This window comes from Methylosinus sp. R-45379 (assembly GCF_001644125.1).
Lineage (GTDB): Bacteria > Pseudomonadota > Alphaproteobacteria > Rhizobiales > Beijerinckiaceae > Methylosinus.
The window spans coordinates 31,751-51,053 of record NZ_LUUM01000090.1; the positions used below are offsets into that span (position 1 = coordinate 31,751).

At 64.7% G+C, this 19,303-nt stretch carries 16 protein-coding genes; 9 read left to right on the forward strand and 7 right to left on the reverse strand.

Going from position 1 to position 19,303, the window contains the following annotated elements; all coding sequences use genetic code 11:
• Positions 1 to 307: 307 nt before the first annotated feature.
• The 8 genes from A1351_RS04395 to A1351_RS04430 all read left to right on the forward strand — a co-directional run bounded on the left by A1351_RS04395 (position 308) and on the right by A1351_RS04430 (position 8,615).
• Positions 308 to 2,812, forward strand: a complete 2,505-nt coding sequence (locus A1351_RS04395) for a TonB-dependent siderophore receptor (RefSeq protein WP_024879664.1) — start codon at positions 308 to 310, stop codon at positions 2,810 to 2,812.
• Positions 2,813 to 2,906: 94 nt separating this feature from the next.
• Positions 2,907 to 3,590 carry a Fe2+-dependent dioxygenase gene (locus tag A1351_RS04400; protein ID WP_024879665.1) on the forward strand — a complete coding sequence of 228 codons (684 nt, stop codon included), beginning with the start codon at positions 2,907 to 2,909 and terminating at the stop codon, positions 3,588 to 3,590.
• Between the two features lie 10 nt (positions 3,591 to 3,600).
• Positions 3,601 to 4,284 (forward strand): Fe2+-dependent dioxygenase, encoded by a 684-nt coding sequence (locus tag A1351_RS04405; protein WP_024879666.1) that lies wholly within the window; start codon positions 3,601 to 3,603, stop codon positions 4,282 to 4,284.
• Positions 4,281 to 5,075, forward strand: a complete 795-nt coding sequence (gene exbB / locus A1351_RS04410; protein ID WP_064032330.1) for a tonB-system energizer ExbB — start codon at positions 4,281 to 4,283, stop codon at positions 5,073 to 5,075. The genes A1351_RS04405 and exbB overlap by 4 nt, the downstream gene beginning before the upstream one ends.
• Positions 5,076 to 5,080: 5 nt before the next feature.
• On the forward strand, positions 5,081 to 5,527 hold the full coding sequence (gene exbD, locus A1351_RS04415) for a TonB system transport protein ExbD (protein ID WP_024879668.1): 447 nt from the start codon (positions 5,081 to 5,083) through the stop codon (positions 5,525 to 5,527).
• A complete protein-coding gene (locus tag A1351_RS04420) occupies positions 5,524 to 6,315 on the forward strand; it encodes an energy transducer TonB (RefSeq protein WP_024879669.1) in 792 nt (263 codons plus the stop codon). Before exbD ends, A1351_RS04420 begins: the two co-directional genes overlap by 4 nt.
• Positions 6,316 to 6,378: 63 nt before the next feature.
• Complete coding sequence (locus A1351_RS04425) at positions 6,379 to 7,839, forward strand: amino acid permease (RefSeq protein WP_051465398.1); 1,461 nt, start codon at positions 6,379 to 6,381, stop codon at positions 7,837 to 7,839.
• A 92-nt stretch (positions 7,840 to 7,931) separates the two neighbouring features.
• A complete protein-coding gene (locus A1351_RS04430; protein ID WP_024879671.1) occupies positions 7,932 to 8,615 on the forward strand; it encodes a sensor histidine kinase in 684 nt (227 codons plus the stop codon).
• A 62-nt stretch (positions 8,616 to 8,677) separates the two neighbouring features.
• Here A1351_RS04430 and A1351_RS04435 read toward each other — a convergent pair whose 3' ends face one another.
• The 5 genes from A1351_RS04435 to A1351_RS04455 are packed head-to-tail and all read right to left on the reverse strand — an operon-like array spanning position 8,678 to position 14,415.
• Positions 8,678 to 11,128 (reverse strand): glycoside hydrolase family 2 protein, encoded by a 2,451-nt coding sequence (locus tag A1351_RS04435; protein WP_051465399.1) that lies wholly within the window; start codon positions 11,126 to 11,128, stop codon positions 8,678 to 8,680.
• Positions 11,129 to 11,133: 5 nt separating this feature from the next.
• Positions 11,134 to 12,141, reverse strand: a complete 1,008-nt coding sequence (locus tag A1351_RS04440; protein WP_036308783.1) for a DUF1839 family protein — start codon at positions 12,139 to 12,141, stop codon at positions 11,134 to 11,136.
• Positions 12,101 to 13,012 (reverse strand): amino acid--[acyl-carrier-protein] ligase, encoded by a 912-nt coding sequence (locus A1351_RS04445; protein WP_024879674.1) that lies wholly within the window; start codon positions 13,010 to 13,012, stop codon positions 12,101 to 12,103. Before A1351_RS04445 ends, A1351_RS04440 begins: the two co-directional genes overlap by 41 nt.
• A gap of 3 nt (positions 13,013 to 13,015) precedes the next feature.
• Entirely contained in the window at positions 13,016 to 14,173 is a 1,158-nt protein-coding gene (locus A1351_RS04450) for an acyl-CoA dehydrogenase family protein (protein ID WP_024879675.1), read from the reverse strand.
• Positions 14,173 to 14,415 (reverse strand): acyl carrier protein, encoded by a 243-nt coding sequence (locus A1351_RS04455; RefSeq protein ID WP_024879676.1) that lies wholly within the window; start codon positions 14,413 to 14,415, stop codon positions 14,173 to 14,175. The genes A1351_RS04450 and A1351_RS04455 overlap by 1 nt, the downstream gene beginning before the upstream one ends.
• Positions 14,416 to 14,866: 451 nt before the next feature.
• Here A1351_RS04455 and A1351_RS04460 point away from each other — a divergent pair, with 451 nt between their 5' ends.
• A complete protein-coding gene (locus A1351_RS04460) occupies positions 14,867 to 16,978 on the forward strand; it encodes a GumC family protein (RefSeq protein ID WP_064032331.1) in 2,112 nt (703 codons plus the stop codon).
• Positions 16,979 to 16,994: 16 nt separating this feature from the next.
• Here the strand turns inward: A1351_RS04460 and A1351_RS04465 are convergent, their stop codons facing one another.
• Together A1351_RS04465 and A1351_RS04470 are read right to left on the reverse strand one after the other, a co-directional pair.
• Entirely contained in the window at positions 16,995 to 18,125 is a 1,131-nt protein-coding gene (locus A1351_RS04465) for a glycosyltransferase (protein WP_024879678.1), read from the reverse strand.
• Positions 18,126 to 18,203: 78 nt separating this feature from the next.
• On the reverse strand, positions 18,204 to 19,286 hold the full coding sequence (locus A1351_RS04470; protein ID WP_051592440.1) for a polyamine ABC transporter substrate-binding protein: 1,083 nt from the start codon (positions 19,284 to 19,286) through the stop codon (positions 18,204 to 18,206).
• Positions 19,287 to 19,303 lie beyond the last annotated feature (17 nt).

Here is a 19,303-nt window from a genome sequence, read left to right on the forward strand (position 1 = left end):
CGCGAACCGGTTCCCACGTCGCTCGAAAACACTCGAAGAGCGCGACAATAGGCTCGCTGCGCGCGAGAGCGGCATGAGACGAGCGAGATAAACCCATCCAATTCCAAAATGGAAATATTCCAATCAGCGCCTTTCGAACAATGTTCGAAAGGCGACAGAGGATTTTGTCTCGAGCATTCCAAGAATAGCGTTCTTGCAAGATTTCCAAGCTACGCATCCTTCGATTGACCCTGCTCCTAGCTAAAAATACTCATAGTGGAAGACCTTACCGGCTTTGCCGGATATGATTCCACGGGGGCAGGACAGAATGAACAACATCAAAGCGCCGTTTTCACTGCGCAGCCTTCGGCGCGGCTCATCCGCATCGGTCGCGCGCATCGACGGCCCGTCCGTGAAAGTATTGGGGGCGGCGGCGCTGCTTGCGGCCGGCGTCGGAGTCGCGGCAGCGCAGGAGGCCACGCAGCCTCTGCCGGCGGTCCGTGTCGATGCTCCGAAGGAGAAGCCCAAGCCGGTCGTCCATGCGGCGCCCGCCGCGCATCACGCCGCCAAGCCGCGCCGCGCCGCGCATGCGCCGTCGCAGCAGCCCGCCGCCCCGCAGCAGGGCGCGCAAGGAGCCCAGAGCGCGCAGGCCGGGGCAGGGGGCGGCGCCGCGCCCGCCGACGCCAATCCTTACGCCGATCCCAAGGCCCCCTATAAAGCCGATCGCCTGTCCTCCAACAAATTCACGCAGCCGCTGCTCAACACGCCGCGCACCGTCACCGTCCTCACCAAGGAAGTGCTCGAGGACAAGAATGCGACCACGCTGAAGGAGATCGCGCGCAGCACGGCCGGCGTCACGCTGGGCTCGGGCGAGGGCGGCAACGCCTTCGGCGATCGCTTCTTCATTCGCGGCTTCGACGCCCGCAACGATATTTTCGTCGATGGCGTGCGTGATCCGGGCGTCAGCCTGCGCGAGAATTTCTATACCGAGCAGGTCGAGATATTGCGCGGTCCGGGCTCCAGCTTCGCCGGCCGCGGCACCGCTGGCGGCGCGCTCAACATCGTCACCAAGACGGCCAAGGAGCAGGACTTCTACGATATGAAGTTCACCGGCGGCCCGTCGGATAATTCCAAGCGCGTGCAGATCGACGTGAACAAGGCGATCAGCCCCATTCTCGCCGTGCGCCTCAACGGCCTGTTCCAGGACGCCAATGTCGCCGGGCGCAATTACGTCACCGACGACCGCAATGGCGTCTCGGGCTCCGTCGTCTTCAAGCCGATCGACAACTTCACGCTCACGGCGAATTACACCCATTCCTATCAGAACGGCCTGCCGGACTTCGGCATTCCCTATAATCGCACCACCAATCGGCCTTACGCGGAAGGCGTCACCTCGCGCAGCACCTGGTATGGGCTGCTCAATCGCGACTACCAAAAATATCGCCAGGATTTCGGCACTTTCACCGGCGAGTATCGCGTCAATGACGATCTGAAGATCACTAGCCGGCTGCGGCAGGAGCGATCCGTCATCGATTACATCGGCACGCTGACGCAGAGCGCCAGCTGGGCTGCTGGAACAGTGAACATTGGCGCGCAGAGCCGCTATCAAGTGACCAATGTCCTCGCGAACCAGACGGACATCAATTACAAATTCGCCACCGGCCCGGTGAAGCACGAGGTGGTGCTCGGCGCGGAATACAGCCGCGAAGGCGTGACGAGAACCAATTACACCAATCTCTCGTCGGAGCTGAACGGAGGCTCGACCGGCTCAGCGCTGGTCTGCAATCTCTATCTGCCGTGCAATTCTCTGCCTTTCCTCAACACGCCGACGCGCAATCAGAATGTGACGCGCGTCGCCGTGGACACCAAGGCGGGCTATCTGATCGAGACGGCCAATTTCGATGACATCGTCATCGCCAACGCCGGCGTGCGCTTCGACGATTACACGATCACCAACCGCAACGAGGCCTATACGACCTTCGCGGCCAATCACACCAGCCTCGTCAATTACAATTTCGGCCTGGTGCTGAAGCCGCTGCCGGAAGTCAGCCTCTACGCCGCTTATGCGACCTCCGCCAATCCTGTCGGCGCGGAGCTCGACGGCGGCGCGGCCAATTACGGCGGTCTCACCACGGCCGTGCAGATCTTCCCGCCGCAGCGCAATTACGCCAAGGAAATCGGCTTGAAGTGGGAGCTGTTCGATCGCCATCTCCTCGCGACCGCGGCGCTGTTCCGCACCGATGTGAATGGCGCGCGCGAGGTGAACGGCTCGGTGACGACGGGCAACGCCGCCTATTACGTCCAGGGCGCGGATCTCGAGGTGGCCGGCAATATCACCGACAAATGGAGCGTGACCGGCGGCATCGTCATCATGGAGTCGAAGGTCACGCAATCGCAGATCGTCACCAATGTCGGCCTGCCGCTCGCCAATATCGCGCATGAATCCTTCAGCTTGCTGAGCAAATACGAGTTCGGCGACTTCTTCGGCCTCGAGGCGGATCGTCTGGAGTTCGGCGGACAGGCGGTCTATCGCTCGAAGATCTACGGCGGCAACAACATCATCGCCAATGGCGCGACGGCGGTGAACGGCACGACGGGGTGGCCGGCGCCGACGGCGGCCAATCCCTTCGTGAATGTGCCGACCGTCCTGCCCTCTTATTGGCGCTTCGACGCCTTCCTCGAGGGCAAGGTGACAGAGAATATCACGCTCAAGGTCTCGGTCATGAACCTCTTCGACCGTACCTATTATGACGCCTTCTATCAGACGGCGACGCCCTTCACCCAGGTGGCGCCGGGCCGCACCGTGCTGTTCGAGGCGCGCGCCAAATTCTGAAGACAAATCGTCGCAGGCGCCGGCTCCCTTGGAAAAGTTTCAAACAAGGAGCCGGCGCCTTTTCATTGCGCCGCAAAAAATGGAATGTGCGGAAATGCTGATCTGCGTGCCGGACGTTCTGAGCAAGGAGACGGTCGCTCAATTCCGCAGCGTCATGGACGCGGCGGAATGGGAGGACGGCGCTTCCACCGCCGGCGCGCAGCCGCCCTCGGTGAAGAGCAATGAGCAGCTGCCGCCCAATGGCGAATTGTCGCGGCGCCTCGGCGAGCGCCTTCTGCAGGCGATCGTCTCGCATCCGGGCTTTGTCGCCGCGGCGATTCCGCTGCGCATCTATCCGCCCATGTTCAATCGCTATCGTGTCGGACATCGCTTCGGCGTGCATGTCGACAACGCCGTGCGCGGCGATCCGCTGACCGGCATGCGCATTCGCGCCGATCTCGCCGTCACCGTCTTTCTCTCGGAGCCGGAGGAATATGACGGCGGCGAGCTGGTCGTCGACGACGCCTATGATTCTCATCAGGTCAAGCTTCCGGCGGGCGCGCTCGCCGTCTATCCGGCGAGCGATCTGCACATGATTTCGCCGGTCACGCGCGGAGCGCGCGTCGCCTCCTTCTTTTGGGTGCAGAGCATGATCCGCCAGGAGAGCGTGCGCGATGTGATCTATGATCTCGACGCGGCGATTCAGCAGCTCGCGCCGCGCCTCGGCGGAGACGACGAGGATGTGATGAAGCTCGGCGGCGTCTATCACAATCTCATACGCCATTGGAGCGAGGTATGAGGGTCGCGTCATGCTGATCTGCATACCCGATGTGCTCGATGCGCGGCAGATCGCCTATTTTCGCGACGTGATGTCGCAGACCGTGTGGGAAGACGGCCGCTCGACCGCCGGCTCGCAATCGAGCCTGGTGAAGAATAATTTGCAGCTGCCGCAAGACGGCGCCGCCGCCCGCGAATTGGGCGATCTTGTGCTCGATGCGCTCGCAGCCTGTCCGACTTTCGTCTCTGCCGCTCTGCCGCTGCGGATTTTCCCGCCGCTGTTCAATCGTTATGGCGCGGGCCATGATTTCGGGCTGCATGTCGACAACGCCATTCGCGGCGTGCCGCGCACTTCGGTGCGCATTCGCACCGATCTCTCCGTCACGCTTTTTCTCGCCGATCCAGACGAATACGACGGCGGCGAATTGGTCATCGAGGATCATTATGGCGCGCAGGAAGTGAAGCTGCCCGCCGGTCATCTGGTGCTCTATCCATCGACCAGCCTGCATCTCGTGCGAGAAGTGACGCGCGGTGAGCGCGTCGCATCCTTCTTCTGGCTTCAAAGCATGATTCGCGACAACGTGGTACGTTCGTTGCTTTTTGATTTGGACCAGACGATTCAAGGTCTCACGGAACGGCTCGGCGCGGGCGATCCGGCCTGCGTCAAGCTGACAGGCGTCTATCACAATCTCATTCGCATATGGGCGGAAGCATGAAACGATCATATCAGACGCTAGCGATCGCGGCCTCGTCTCTCCTCCTCTCGACGTCTCTCTGTCTGGCCGAAGGGCGCGCGGACATCATCAATCGTCCGCATGATCTCTCCGTGTCGAGCATGTTCCTCAACGCCGACATCGTCGTAAAGATCGTCATGCTGGGCCTCGTCAGCGCCTCCATCGGCACATGGACGGTGCTCATCGCCAAGACGATCGAATTGCGGCGCGCGCGCGCGCGCATTCGCAGCTCGATCGAGCGTCTGCAGGAGGCGCGCGGCCTCGCGGAAGCGCGTCTCGCGCTCGGCGGCGACGATCCTCTGGCGAGCGCTCTGATCGCCGAGGCGCTGCGCGAGTTCCGCCTCTCTTCCGATCTTTCCTCCGCCGGCGGATTGAAGGAGCGCGTCGCTTCGAGCTTCGCCGAGATCGAGCGCGCCGAGAGCCTCTCCATTCGTCGCGGCACGGGCCTGCTCGCTTCGGTCGGCTCCACCGGTCCCTTCATCGGCCTGTTCGGCACTGTGTGGGGCATTATGAACAGCTTCATCGGCATATCGAAAGCGCAGACGACCAATCTCGCCGTCGTCGCGCCCGGCATCGCCGAGGCGCTGCTCGCCACCGCCATCGGCCTCATCGCCGCCATTCCCGCCGTGCTGATCTATAATCATCTCGCGCGGCAGACGAGCGCCTATCTCGAGCTCGTCTCCAATCTCTCCGGCGAGCTGCTGCGCATCGTCTCGCGTGATCTCGATCGCGGCGTCCAGCAGGCGCCCGCCGCTCTGCGCGCCGCGGAGTAACGATCATGGCCGGCAATATCGGAGGATCGTCGCGCGGCGCGCTCGAAGAGACTCACGAGATCAATGTCACGCCCTTCATCGACGTGATGCTCGTGCTGCTGATTATCTTCATGGTGGCGGCGCCGCTCGCCACTGTCGATCTTCCCGTCGATCTGCCGGCCGCGAGCGCGGCGACGCATACGAAGCCCGACAAGCCGATCTATCTCACCATTCAGGCCGATCTCGCTTTGGCTCTGGGCGAGACGCCGGTGAAGCGCAATGATCTCATCGCCTCGCTGGATTCGCTCGCCGGCGGCGACAAGGAGAAGCGCGTCTTCCTGCGCGCCGACACGGCGGTGCCCTATGGCGAGATGATGGCCATTCTCGAGCGCTTGCGCTCCGGCGGCTACGCCAAGATTTCTCTCGTCGCGCTCGACGGGGGTGGGGCGGCGACGGGCGGAGCTGCGAAATGAGCATCGCCGCCGATCTCGACACGGGCCGGAACAATCGCATCTGGACCGGCGCGGCGCTGGCCGCGCTGGCCGCGCATCTTCTGGCGCTCGCCGCTATTTTCGTCGTCTTCGAGATCGAGACGGACGACGACGCCAGCGGCGCCCCGGCGATCGAGATCGGCCTCGCGCCGGCAGCGCCTCATGTCGAGGATTCGCCCGACGCTCCCCCCGGCCCGCAGGCCGATGAAGCCGCCGCCGCCGCGCCGGCCGTCGCCGCCTCGCAGACCAAGGAAAACGACGATCCCAAAATCTCGCGCGTCGAGGCCGAGGACGCCGATTACACGACCGCCGAAAAGCATGAGAAGCCGGTCGAGGATCCGACCAAACGTCAGGCGACGCCAGTGATCTCGGCCGAGTCCGCCGCTTCCGAGGCGGCCGCGCCGCCCAAGACCGATGCGCTCGCCGAGGCGCCGCGCGCCGTCGCTCCCGTCCAAGGCGCCGACAAGGTCGCGCGTGCGGCCAAGCTCACCTGGCTGAAGGCGCTGATGGCGCATATCAACCGCGCCAAGCGCTATCCGAGCGGGGCGGGGCGGCGCGCCGGCGAGGTCGCCGTCGCCTTCACGCTCGATCGGCTCGGCCATGTGGTGAGCGCCAGCGTCAGGCGCTCGGCTGGCGACCGCATCTTCGACGACGCCGCTCTCGCCATGATGAAGCGCGCCGATCCCGTGCCGCCACCGCCTCCCGCAGTGGCGGACGAGGGCCTCACCTTTGAGGTGCCGGTTCAGTTTCGCGCGGCGGATAAGCACTGAAGACCATCCGCCGCTTCGGCGGACATGCTAGACTTCGGCAGAGACTCCAACCGAAGGGACGGCATGACCGAGAGACGCTTCTCCCTGCATGATCTCCTGTCCCTGCATGATCTCCTGCGCGTGAAGCCGCTGGAGACGCTCGCGGCGGAGTCCGGCACGCCGAGCGAGCTGCGCCGCGTGCTGGGCCTTTGGCAGCTCACCAGCATCGGCCTCGGCGGCCTGATCGGCGTCGGCATATTCGTCCTGACCGGCGTGGTCGCGGCGACCCAGGCCGGGCCTGCGGTCTCGCTCTCCTTTCTCATCGCCGGCGTCGCCAGCGCGGCGGCGGCGCTCTGCTACGCCGAATTCGCCGGAATGATTCCGGCGGCGGGCAGCGCCTATACTTATGCCTATGCCGTGCTCGGCGAGCTCGCGGCCTGGATCATCGGCTGGGACCTGCTGCTCGAATATGCGCTCGTCGTCGCCGTGGTCTCCATCGGCTGGTCGGGCTATCTGCAGGCGCTGCTCGGGCAGCTCGGCCTCGCTCTGCCGGTCTGGGCCTCGGGCGCGGCCGGAACCGGCGAGGGCAGGGTCGTCGATCTTGCGGCCATATTGGGCGCGCTCTTCGTCGCCGGCGTGCTGGTGCTGCGCATCGAATGGGGCGCGCGCTTCAACGCCGTCATGGTGGTGGTCAAGACCGCGGCGGTTCTGCTCGTGGTGGCGGCGGGCCTTCCCTATGTGCGCCTCGAGAATTGGACGCCCTTCATGCCCTATGGCTTTGGCGGCGTCGTCGAGGGCGCGGCGGTCGTGTTCTTCGCCGTCTTTGGCTATGACACGCTGACCACAGCGGCCGAGGAGGCGAAAGACCCTCAGCGCCAATTGCCGCGCGCTGTGCTGCTCTCGCTCGCCGTCGCGCTGACGCTCTATGTGGCAGTGTCGCTCGTGCTCACCGGCATGGTGCGCTACGACACGCTGAACAATCCGGCGCCGGTGGCAGCGGCCTTCACCGCCGTCGGCTTGCCATGGGCGACCTTCGTCGTCTCCGTCGCCGCGGTCGCCGGCATCATCAGCGTCATGCTGGCGTTTCTGCTCGGCTGCGCGCGCATCTGCTTCGCCATGAGCCGCGACGGTCTGCTGCCCGCCTGGTTCTCCCATGCGCATCCGCGCTTCCATACGCCGCATCGCCCGACGCTCGTCATCGGCGGGCTGACGGCCATCGTCGCCGGGCTCTATCCGATCCGCGAGGTCGCCGAGCTCGTCAATATCGGAACCCTGTCCGCCTTCGTCGTCATCTGCCTTTCCATCATCGTCATGCGACGCACGCGGCCGGATGCGCCGCGCAGCTTTCGCACGCCGCTCGTGCCTTATGTTCCGCTCGCCGGCGTCGGCTTCTCCCTATGGCTGCTCTCCAAGCTGCCCGCCGCGGCCTGGGAGCGCTTCGCCATATGGATGGCTCTGGGGCTGATTTTCTATTTTTCTTATGGCCATAAGCGCAGCAAGCTCGCGCGCGCGACGCGCGCCGGCGCACAATCGGCCGAAGTGTAGCTTGAAAATTCGGGACGCGCGCTTCAGATAAATGAAAACAGGTCCGTGCGACCGGCTGTCGTCTCCGGCGTCGCTCGGAGGGATCGGGCTGAATGAGCGAAGTCGCTGGCGTATCCTCGGTTGTCGGGGGCAAGAACAAAATTGCCGAGCTCGAGGCTGAGCTCGCGAGCGTTCATGTCGAGCTGCGCGCCGAGAAGGAGCGTTATCGCGAGCTTCGTCATCGCGTCCGCAATGATCTGCAGGCTTTGGCGACATTGATCTCGGCGCAGTCGCGGCGGCTCGAGAAGCCCGAGGGCTGCAGCAATTGCGCCATGCGCCTGCGCAGCGCCGTCGAGCTGCATAATGCGCTGGACGAGGACGATGACGCCGAGATCTGCATGTCCTCCTATCTTTGGGCGCTTTCCGAGGCCCGCCGCAAAGCATTCGACGATCGCATCGTCGGAGAGACGCTCGCAGACGACGATATTTTTCTCGATTATCGCCGCGCGCAATGCGTCGGCCTCGTCTATGTCGAGGCCGTCACCAATGTGATGAAGCACGCCTTTCCCGGCGGCGCGCATGGCGAGGTGCATGCGCGCCTGCGCCGCATCGGCGACAGGCTCGAGCTGACAGTCTCCGACAATGGCTGCGGCTTCGATCTGGCGAATGTCGTGCGTGGCGATGGGCTACAGCTGATGCGGGGCCTAGCGCGCCAGCTCAAAGGCGAGGCTTTCTTCGAGCGCTTGCCACCACATGGCACGCTGGTGCGGCTCGAATTCCCCGAGCATGTTGGCTAGAGTGATTCCTTGTTCGGTCGTGTTTTCTTCACGCGAACCGGTTCCCACTTCGCTCGAAAACTCTAGCCGTAGCGGATCGCTTCCCCATTCAGCGCTCTCGCGACGCCCTTGGGGCGTTTCCCATCGGCCGATCGCGCGACGAGGCGAATGCGCCGCGTCGCGCCCGGAGCGAGATGCAGCCAATTTTCGCGAGGCAGAAAGAATTCATCCTCGATCGCCACCGATTGCGCGGCGATAGTCGTCGATAGAGCGAGAGTGAATCCGCTATCGTCTTCCTCTATCTCCGCCGTCAATCCGAGCTGCGATTTCGCGGCGCTGCGACCGAGCGGAAAATGGAAGGCCTCGCGCTCGACGCCATTCGCGCCGATGAAGCGCGCGACGGTCAAATCATGCGACGGCGGCCCGAAATTATAGGCGAGCGCCGTATCGAAAAACCCGCCCCAGAATTCCGCATCGCGCAATGTTGCGACGTCATGCGGCTCGACGGCGACGTTGCGGCTCGCCTTCATCACCGGCACATGGCCGTCGCGATAGCAGGCCAGCGAAATCTCGCCCTCGATGCGTTGCGGTCCGTCATTGCGCAAATGCGCGAAAAGCCCGTTGACGCCTTCGTCGGTGAGCATGAGCGACAGCGGACGAAAGGCGCGCGCCAAAGCGTGATAGGCGGATTTCGGCTCGCCGTGCGCATCGAGAACGCCCCAGCCGGCGCCGGGCCAAAGATCCTCGAGGAACCAGACGATGGCGCCATGAGTCGTGGAGCCGCCGCGTCGCCATTCGCCGATCGTCGCTTCCATCGTCTCGGCCACTGCGGCGCGCGCTATGTCGAGATAGAGCTGCGGATCGCTCTCGCGCAGCGTCGCCGGATCACAGCGATAGAGCAGGCGCATGTAATGTTCGGTGACGTCGCCGAAAGTCTGCGTCGCGCCCATGTCGCGCGCGATGCGTTCGGCGAAGAGCTTCGAGCCGAGCGGGTCGTCGCCGAAGTCGCGGCGCAGCGCGGCGTCATCCGCAATATTGGCGAAGCCGAGACATTCGGAAGCGAAGCGCACATTGGCGCGGCGCGCATCGTCCAGGCCGCGGCGATAGGCGCCGACGCCATAGTAATGCGAGACGCCGACATCGGCATGGAAGGGCAGGGGGCCGCCGGAGGGCGAGTTCTCGACATAAATGGTGTCGGGACGCTCCGCTTCGATGAGCTTCGGCAGAGTCTCGTCGAAGAAAGGCGAGCGCCATTTGGCCTCGGCGAGGCCCAGCATCGACGCTTGCTGATAGACCTCGCTGCCGCCGCAGAGCACGGCGAGCGAAGGCGAAGATCGCGTGCGCGCCAGAAATTCCGCCGCCTCGCGCTCGACGCTGGCGCGGAAGGCCGCATCCTGAAACGGATAATCGAAATTGGCGAAGGCGAAATCCTGCCAAACCAAGAGTCCGAGCTCGTCGCAGAGCGCGTAGAAATCATCGCTCTCATAGAGAGTGACGCCGGGGACGCGAACCATATTCATGCCGGCGTCGCGCATCGCGCGCAGCAGCGGCGCGCAATCCTCTCTGCCGCCGGCGAGCGACACGGCGTCCGCCGTCGTCCAGCAGGCGCCGCGGCAGAACAGCGGAATATCGTTCACCTGTAGCGCGAAGCCGACGCCATCCGCGCCGCGATCGACGCGAATATCACGAAAGCCGGTGCGGCCGAGATCGATGCGATGCGCGCCGATTGTCGCCGAGACATCATAGAGATGCGGCTCGCCATGCGTATGTGGCGTCCACAGCCGCGCGTCGGGCGGCGACAGCTCGGCGATGATGCGATTATCCGCAACGCGCGTGAAGGGCGCTTCCGCTCCGCCGCAAAAGAGCTGCGCGGACGAATCCGTGAGGCCGGAAATTTCGAGGGCGACGTGCAGGCTGGCGCGACCATCGCGGACGGTGGCGCGCATATGCACATTGCGCAGGCGCAGCGCGCCATGCTCGATCAGCTCGATCTCGCGCCAGGGACCGACGGGCGGCGTCGGCGGCGCGAAGCCGGGAAGGCGGCCGAGCGCCGTCGTGCGTATGTGGCGCAGGCCCGCCGGCGTTATCATGCGCGGCCGCCAGCGCGCGCGACCGCTCTTCGTCGCGATCTCGCGCTCGACGGAGCGGAAGCGAATATGAAGATCATGCGCGCCGGGCGTCGCGACCTCTATTGCATGCGCGTCGAACATATTGTCCGAGCGCAGCGCGAGCCGTCCGTCGAGATAGACGTCCGCGAGCGTGGCGAGGCCGTGCAGGCGCAATTCGGCCGGCGTCGAATTGACGAAGGAGGTCTTGTACCAGACGTCGATGGCGTCGAGCGGCGGCAGCTCGTCGAAGCGCGCGCCTTCATCGATCAGCGCCTGCGCCAGCGTGCCGGGAACGCGCGCGGCGCGCCAAGACGCGGCGCCGGGAATGGTGGAGGGCTCCGTCCATTCGCCGGCCTCGTCGATCGCGAAAGTCCAAGCGGCGGCGAGGCGCTGGCGCTTTTCTCCTTCGACGCGCGCACGCATCATCGGCCTCAGCGCAGCTTCGCCGAGAGACCTCCGAACAAGCCGTCATAGACGCCGGCGAGCTCGTCGAGCGTCTCGCGCGGATCATAGACGCGCTTGCGCGCAGAGGCGCGCGCCGCCTGGAACTGCATCGCCTTGGCGCCGGCCGAAATGCGTCGGCAGGCGTTCGCCTCGGCGGCGAGATCGCCATCCGGCCGCAGCCAATCGAGATGGCTGCCGAGCAGCTCGAAATTGGCGCCGAGCTGGCGAAACGTGTTGAAGGCGAGGCTGTGGAAGAAGCACGGCGGGCGCGCTTCCAGCACATTCCACAGCGCGGGGAAGCGCGCGGCGAAGGCGCGGATCGGATTGTCGCTGGGGCGGCGCGCGAAATGCTCGCTCGCCAGCTCTTCCGCCGCTCCGCGCAAATCCGCATGTGTGCGCTCGCGGTCGAAGCGCACGAATTCGGCGTAAGGAAACAGAGCGGCGAGATCGCGCGCCTCGCCGGCGCGGCCGAAGATCGCGTCGAAGTCCTCGCCGTCGAGCGCGAAATAGCCGTCATTGTGGAAATAGTCGATCCGCCGCGCGGAAAGATCGATTTCCGTGACGCCGATCGTCGTCTTGGAGTGATCGATGCGATAGGTGACGCCGCGCGTGTCCGGCAGATGATAGCCGTCCACCTCCACCATCACCACGCGGCCGCGCGTGGTCTGGCGCGCGATGTGATCGTCCAGTCGATCATAGAGCGCCAGCTCCTCGACGCGCAGGCCGTAGAGACGCTCGAGATCGGCGAGGCGGGGCTTGAAGAAGGTGAACTGATCTTCTTCGTAATCCTGCGCCAGCGTGAAGCCGAGCATGGCCTCCGGCTCGAAGCCGCGCATGGCGACGAGCTCGATCATGAGATCGACATAGCAATTGGTCTGCGGCCAATCACGCTCTGCATGATGCAGCGCGTGACGGAAATGCGGCTTCGCCGGCTTCGGCGGCGAAAGCTCTGCGTCAGAGAGAGAGAGCAGCGCGGACTGAGGTCGGCCAGCCATTGGTGTCGATCCCGTGATGTTTGAACAAGGCGAGGGCGAGGCGCTCCATGCCGAAGCCGACGCATGCGGTATGCGCCGTCTCGCCCGAAGCGGTCTTGATGCCCCAGAGCTCGCCGAAGTGGTCCTGATGATAGTTGAAGCTCTGGCACGCGGTCGGATTTTCCGTGCTCTCGATCGGCACCAAAAGCTCGAATTTCAGCGCCTGCTCGCGCTGGCTCGAGGCCATCATGCGTCCGGCGCGGCCAAAGAATGGATCATTCGCCACATCGATATGATGCGGCAGCTCGAGCGTCTCGGCGAAGCCGCGGGCGCGCTCCAGCCAGGATTCGCGGAAGCTCGCGGCCTGCTCCGGCAGGCCGATGCGAACGAACTCGCGCATGCGGAACATTTGCATGCGCGCCGGATCCTTCGACGGCTCGTGACGGAAGCAATAGGATTGAATGTCGAAAAGGCCGCCCTCGGGCGCGAGCTGGCCGCGGCGCGCGACGATCGGATAGAGCGGATAGCAGGCGGCGGGCGTGAGCACGATGTCGGTCGCGCCCTGACCGCCGGTCCAGTCGCCGCCGTTGTGAATATTGTCGAGAAGGGCGAGATGGTCCTTCTCGCTTCCGGCGAAGCTGTGCACCGTGCCGGCGAGCTGCGGGAAATTCTTCATATAGCCGCTCTTCTCGAAGAGCGCGCGATTCATGCCGGGCGGAAAGCGGATGACCTCGGCGTGATCGCCTTCGGCGAGGCGCGTGATCAGCCGATCCATTCCCTCTATGACCGCCTCGAAGGCCTGCCCACGGCCATAGAGTCCGTCGACGCCGGTCTCATGCAGAACGCCCTTGGCGAAGAGGCGATCGAGGAAGCTGTCGCAGGCCTGGCACATGGGTCAGTCTCCCAGCCGCTGGTCGATGCGCTGCGCGAGCAGCATGGTGGACAGATTGGTGAAGATGCGATCATTGGAGATCATCACCTGCGCCGAGAGCGCGTCGCGCATATGGCGGCCGACGCTGAAGGGCGTGTCGTTCTTGTAGCCGGCGATGCCGGCGATCAGCAGCGCATGATTGATGATCTCGATCGAGAGCTGCGACGAGCCGATCTTGATGTTGTTCATCGCGACGGCGAAGCTCATCGAATTGAGATCATCCTCGTTCTTCTGCGCCTTGGCGAAGCGCTTCAGCCCTTGGACGATATTGGAGCGCATGAGTTGTAGCTTGGCCGTCGCCTCGGCGAGGCGCAGCGCGCCGGGAGCCGGGCCATTGGGATGACGACGTGCGTCCTTGCGCACGAAGGATTGCGCGCGCGAGAGCGCGTCAGAGGCGACGCCGTACCAAACCGCGCTCCACAGGAGATGCGCGGTCGCGAGCATGGACTCGGAGGCGATCTCGGCGAAGTCATGGGTGAATATTTGCTCGACGGGGGCCTCGCCGCTGAAGGTGAAGCCTTCGCTGCAAGTGCCGCGCATGCCGAGCGCATCCCAGCCGCCGGTACGATCGAGCCGATATTGGCTTTTCTCGAGCACGGCCATCAGCTGATCGGAGGGCGGAGCGTCTGCCGAGCGGCGCGCGGTGACGAGGATCGCGTCCGAATAGGCGCCGTAGGAAATCAGCGCGCCTTCCTTGGCGATGCGGAATGTCGCGCCGTCACGCTCGAAGGCGCAAATGCTGTTGCGCATATTGCCGCCGACGCCGCCTTCCGTCGTCGCAGAGCCGAGCAGCAGCTGCTCGTCGGCGACGCGGCGCATGAAGCTCTCGTGCCAGGCGCTGCCGCGGCCATGCGCGATGAGGCTCGACACTTTGATCTGATGCATGGCGAAGACCATCGCGGTCGAGGCGCAATGCTGGCCGAGCGACGTGCAGAGCTCCGCGACATCCGCGAGCGAGGCTCCGCCGCCGCCGAATTCGATCGGGATCTGCAGCGAGAGCAGGCGTGCGTCCTTGAGGGCCTGAAACGCTTCGATCGGGAAGCGGCCTTTGCGATCGACATCGTCGGCGTGGCGGGCGGCCGTCGCAACGACATTCGCTCCGCGATCGAGTGGCGCATTCATCAGGCGGCTTCCTTGAGCTCGTGCAGGCAGCCGGCGATCGAGGCGATCGAGGAGAAGCTGCGACGGTTGAGCATGCGGTCGGGGAATTCGACGTCGAAGGTCTCTTCGAGCGCCAGCATCAGCTGGACCGCGGCGAAAGATGTGAGGCCCGTGGCGTAGAGATCGGCGTTGTCGCCGATCGCTTCGGCGGCCACGGCCAAGCGACCTTGTTCGTCGACGAGTCGTCTAATCGTATCGAGCATCATTATCTCCATCGACCAAGCTCGAGGTTCATCGTCACCATACGCGCTCGCGCAGCATTTTCAGCTAAATTGCCGCTCGTTGGTGAACAGTTTGCGGATTTGATCATTGCCAAATTCGTTCCATAAAATTTGACCCGTTCAGGCAAGAAATACGCGGCCATTTGCGTGAAAATGATACGCGGCTATGATGCTCTGGACATGGCTGAGACACTCGAGGCGTCTCGAATTCTGTCATGACCGTGAAACGTGGCGAATCGTCTCCGCGGACCCTATTTTCGACATGAAGAGGATGAATGAGAGAGAGGAGTTTAAGAAACGTTAACCATGAAATGGAACATTCGCCTTCAACGCGAATGCGGGACTGTGCTCGCTTGTTCGACGTCGGAACGGAACTCGCGTGATGTTGGATTATGAATCCGGGTCGAAAAGTCTCGCAGAAAGCCAGCGGCCCATGGCCGCGGAGCCTCCGCGCGCGCGCTCCTCGCTGACGCCGGGACGCTTGATCTCGCTCGCGCTTCGCAACAAGCTTTTCATCCTGTCCGTCGCGCTCGCCTGCGCGGTCGGCGGCTATGCGCTCACCAAGCTGCTGACGCCGCGCTATGTCGCGGCCGCGCAGATCTATCTCGATCCGCGCGGGCTTCCCGGTCTCGAGGGCGACGCCAATCAGGGCCAGGATTCGACCGGCTTCATCAATTTCGTCGAGACGCAGACGCGCATCTTGACCTCGCAGGTCGTGCTCGAGCGCGTCGTGGAGGCGGAGAAGCTCACCGACGATCCCGAGTTCGGCGCATCGACGTCCTTGTTCGGCAAGTTGTTCGGCCGCTTCGGCCGCGCGCCGACGAAGGAGGAGATCGTCGACGGCGCCGTGCGCGCTCTCGGCACGAAAGTCATGGTGCGCCGTCCCGAGCGCACCTTTATCATCGACATCGCCGCCTCGAGCGACAATGCGCAGAAATCGGCGCGCATCGCCAATGCTGTGGCGCAGGCCTATATCGATGTGCGCTCGACGATGCATAAGGACGCCGCGCAGCAGGCGGCGACCTCCTTCACCGGGCGTCTCGACGGGCTGCGCGAGCGTCTGCTCGCCGCGGAAAAATCCGTCGAGGCCTATAAGGCGGAGAACGGCTTCGTCGGCACGCGCGATTCCTACATAGACGAGCAGCGGCTGAAAGAGCTCAATCAGCAGCTCACCTTCGCCCGCACCCGGCTCGAGGACACGCGCTCGCGCTTCGAGCAGGTGCAGCGCGCGGCGCATTCGGACACGGAGCTCGCGGCCATCGCCGCCAATATGAATTTGATGACGTTGAACGCGCTGCGCGGCCAGCAGGCGGAGGCGGCGCAAAAGCTCGCCGATCTCTCCGCCGAGCTCGGGCCGCAGCATCCGGTCGTCAAAAATGCGACGGCGCGGCTCGCCGAGACCAAGCGCCTCGTCAATACCGAGCTGGCGCGCGTCGCCGTTTCGTTGCGCAAGGATTATGAGCGCGCGCGCAGCACCGAGGAGGCGCTGAACCGCGAGATGCAGAAGCTCGAGGGCAAGGCCGTCGTCTCGGCGCAAGCTTCGGTCAAGCTTCGCGATCTCGAGCGCGAGGTCGAGGTCAGCCGCACGATCTACGAATCCTTCCTCACGCGCTCGCGTCAGACCGGCGAGGCGCGGCAGCTCGACGCCGCCAGCACGCATATCATCACAATGGCGACGCCGCCGATCGCGCGCAGCTTTCCGCCCGGCGCCGGGCTGATGACGGGCGCGGGCTTCGTCGCCGGCCTCACTCTGGGTCTCGGCCTCGCTTTTCTGCGTGAGCGCGGATTTGGCGGCGCGCCCGAGTCTGGTCCGCGTCGCGATGTCGAGACCGAGCCGGTGCGCGTCGCTGTGACCGATGCGACGAAATTCACCGTGCGCGGGCCGACGGCGGGGCCGGAGAGGCTCGAGCTGACGCGGCTCGGCATTCCTTTCGTGCGGCCTTTCGCCGATCGCCGCGAGCTCGAGGCGGTGGTGTCGCGCTTCGGCGCGCTGGTCGCCGAGAGCGCGCATCGGCCGCTCGTCATCGGGCTGGTCGGCGATGCGCCCGGCTCCATTCGCACGGTGATGGCCGTCAATATCGCTCTGGCGCTGCGGCTGCAGCATCTCGAGGTGGCGCTCGTCGATGCGGACCGCGATCATGCGGCGCTCACCGTTCTCATAGAGGACGGGCTCGAGGCGTTCGGCGACGCCGACGATCCTTTTGTGCGCACCGGCGACAGTGTGCTGCTGGCGCTGCCGGCGATCGATCGACGCTCGCGCGCGGCGGGCGCCGTGGAACGCATCGTCGATGGCTTCCGCGACGGCATTCCGGCGGAGGTCGACATTGTGCTCTGCGATGGCGTCGGCTCGGACGAGAGCATGTTCGAGCGGCTCGACTTTGTGGCGCCGGTGCTCGGCCGCGATCAGGATGAAGAGACAGCGATCGCCGAGCTTCCCGCGGCGCTGCGCGCCAAGATCGCGGTGATTTTGCGAGTCGATCATAGCGATCCCTGGCTGCCGCGCCGCGATGCGCGCCGTCGCGCGGAGACGCGCAAGACCGCCTGAGCGGCCGACCTTTTCTTCACTCGGCGGGAAACGGCGCGGCGCTCATGGGCTCGACGTCGAGCGTGGCGGCGATCGCGGCGGCCGCGTCGCGCCAGCACTGATCGTAGAGCGGCGAGAGCGAGCGTGACGGCAGGCTTTCCGTGCGCGCGAGGCAGTCCGCATAAGCGCGCGCATCGGCGTCATTGGCGAGCAGCTTCAGCGAGCCGTCGGCGATGGCGCGGCGATAGGCGCGATGATGGTCGAATTCGCCCGCCTCGCGCGGCGCATTGACGATCACCGGCTTGCCGGATTGCAGGCAGGCGAGCACGCTGCCGCGGCGCGAGGTGAGCCCTTCGGGAAAGCGATAGAGGAAGCAGTCGACCTCGGCAAAGAGCGCATGCAGATCGCGATGGCCGTCGACATAGCCGGTCACGAGGCAATCCTCGGCGAGGCCGAGCGCCTGCGTCTTGGCGCGGAAATCCTCCTCGATGCGATCGACGCCTTTGACGAAGCCGCCGATGAAGAGGCAGAGGACCGGCCGGCCGGAGTCGCGCAGCCTCGCTGCGACATCGAGCACGAAGTCGGATTGCTTCTTGGGATAGATCGAGCCGAAATGGCCGATGACGATGCGCCCCTCGGCGCGCGCGGCGCCAATGCGTTCGGCGAGCGGGGAGGGGCCATCCGGCGCGGTCGGCGGAATATTGGAGGGGATGGGCGCGATGGCGCTGCGGGCGGCCAGAAAGCGCGTGACGGCGCCTTTGGCGAAGCCCTCGCGCACGAAGGGCGAGGAGAAGACGAAACGCTGCGCGAAGAGGGCGTAGACGGAGACGATGAGACGGCGGCGCCAGTCGAGATCGGCCCATTCATGCAGGACGAGGACACGGCCGCGCCCGCGCAGCAGCGCGAGGATGAGCGCGACGAGCGGCGTAAGCACGACCTTTTTCCAGGCCACGACCGGCAGATTGATCGCAATGGCGTCGACCTCGCCGAGCGCGCGCCAGATCGCCGCCCAATCGCCGAGCTTGCCGGAGACGGCGAGCCGTTGCGCCTCGAGGCCGAGCTCGCCCCAGCGCGCCGCCACATGGCGGGCGAAGGATTCGACGCCGCAAGGCTGTGTGGCCGTCGAGACCAGGAACAGCGTCTTCTTGCGTTCGGTCGCGCGGATCATCGATGGCTCCGTCCTGTTTCAGAATGAGACGGCGGCGGCGCCGCCATCCCACTCGGAGCAAGAGGCGAACCGTTTTTCTCAGCGGCCGGTCTTCACCCGCGTCCATTCGCGGGTGACGATCTTCTGGATCGGCTGATCCGGCGCCGTGACGGTGAAGAGGCGCTTCATCGTCGCCGCATCGGGATAGATGGCCGGATTGTCGGCGATCTCCTTGTCCACCAGCGGCCGCGAGGCGCCGACGCCATTGGCGAAATTGGTGATCTTGGTGTTGCGGGCGGCGACCTCCGGCCGCAGCAGATAATCGATGAAGAGATGCGCCTCGTCCGGGTGCGGCGCGTCCTTGGGGATGGCGAGGCTGTCGAGCGACATCAACGTCCCTTCCTGCGGGATCACATAAGCGATCTCGACGCCATTGGCGGCCTCGCGCGCGCGATTGCGCGCCTGGAAGCTGTCGCCGGCCCAGCCGATGGCGAGGCAAATGTCGCCATTGGCGAGCGCGTTGATATATTCCGAGGAGTGGAATTTCTTTATGTGCCGCCGCAGGCCGGAGAGCAGATCGGCGGCGCGCCGAATGTCGCCCGGATCCTTGGAATTGGGATCGAGCTTCAGATAATTGAGCGTGATCGAGAAGAGATCTTCGGGACTATCGAGCACATAGACGCCGCAATCGGCGAATTTGCGCAGATTTTCCGGCTTCAGCACCTGGTCCCAGGAGGTGATCGGCTTGTCGCCGATGCGCTCTTTGATCTTTGCGACATTATAAGCGACGCCGGTGGTGAACCACATATAGCTCACGGCATGGGCGTTGCCCGGATCATAGCGCGAGAGACGCTGCGCGATCTCCGGCCAGACATTGTCGATATTCTTCAGCCGGCTCTTGTCGAGCGGGCGATAGACGCCGGCCTTGATCTGCCTTTGCAGAAAGGTCGCCGAGGGAACGACGACATCATAGCCGGCGGCGCCGGCGAGCAGGCGCGTCTCCAATATCTCGTTGGAATCATAGGTGTCGTAGACGACCTTGACGCCCGTCTCGCGGGTGAAATCCTCGAGCACGCGCGGGTCGATATAATCGCTCCAATTGAAGATGTTGACGACCCGCTCGGCGCCCTGCGCGCCCATGGCGCCCCCGAGCGCGAACAGACATGCGGCGAGGATTCTCATTCGACCTGCTCTCCCTC

Coding starts and splice junctions, on each gene's coding strand:
- A1351_RS04455 (WP_024879676.1), bottom strand. CDS start 14,415: ATGCTCGATACGATTAGACGACTCGTCGACGAACAAGGTCGCTTGGCC.
- A1351_RS04470 (WP_051592440.1), bottom strand. CDS start 19,286: ATGAGAATCCTCGCCGCATGTCTGTTCGCGCTCGGGGGCGCCATGGGC.
- A1351_RS04460 (WP_064032331.1), top strand. CDS start 14,867: ATGGCCGCGGAGCCTCCGCGCGCGCGCTCCTCGCTGACGCCGGGACGC.
- A1351_RS04465 (WP_024879678.1), bottom strand. CDS start 18,125: ATGATCCGCGCGACCGAACGCAAGAAGACGCTGTTCCTGGTCTCGACG.
- A1351_RS04405 (WP_024879666.1), top strand. CDS start 3,601: ATGCTGATCTGCATACCCGATGTGCTCGATGCGCGGCAGATCGCCTAT.
- A1351_RS04440 (WP_036308783.1), bottom strand. CDS start 12,141: ATGGCTGGCCGACCTCAGTCCGCGCTGCTCTCTCTCTCTGACGCAGAG.
- A1351_RS04420 (WP_024879669.1), top strand. CDS start 5,524: ATGAGCATCGCCGCCGATCTCGACACGGGCCGGAACAATCGCATCTGG.
- A1351_RS04395 (WP_024879664.1), top strand. CDS start 308: ATGAACAACATCAAAGCGCCGTTTTCACTGCGCAGCCTTCGGCGCGGC.
- exbD (WP_024879668.1), top strand. CDS start 5,081: ATGGCCGGCAATATCGGAGGATCGTCGCGCGGCGCGCTCGAAGAGACT.
- exbB (WP_064032330.1), top strand. CDS start 4,281: ATGAAACGATCATATCAGACGCTAGCGATCGCGGCCTCGTCTCTCCTC.
- A1351_RS04400 (WP_024879665.1), top strand. CDS start 2,907: ATGCTGATCTGCGTGCCGGACGTTCTGAGCAAGGAGACGGTCGCTCAA.
- A1351_RS04425 (WP_051465398.1), top strand. CDS start 6,379: ATGACCGAGAGACGCTTCTCCCTGCATGATCTCCTGTCCCTGCATGAT.
- A1351_RS04445 (WP_024879674.1), bottom strand. CDS start 13,012: ATGTGCCAGGCCTGCGACAGCTTCCTCGATCGCCTCTTCGCCAAGGGC.
- A1351_RS04430 (WP_024879671.1), top strand. CDS start 7,932: ATGAGCGAAGTCGCTGGCGTATCCTCGGTTGTCGGGGGCAAGAACAAA.
- A1351_RS04435 (WP_051465399.1), bottom strand. CDS start 11,128: ATGATGCGTGCGCGCGTCGAAGGAGAAAAGCGCCAGCGCCTCGCCGCC.
- A1351_RS04450 (WP_024879675.1), bottom strand. CDS start 14,173: ATGAATGCGCCACTCGATCGCGGAGCGAATGTCGTTGCGACGGCCGCC.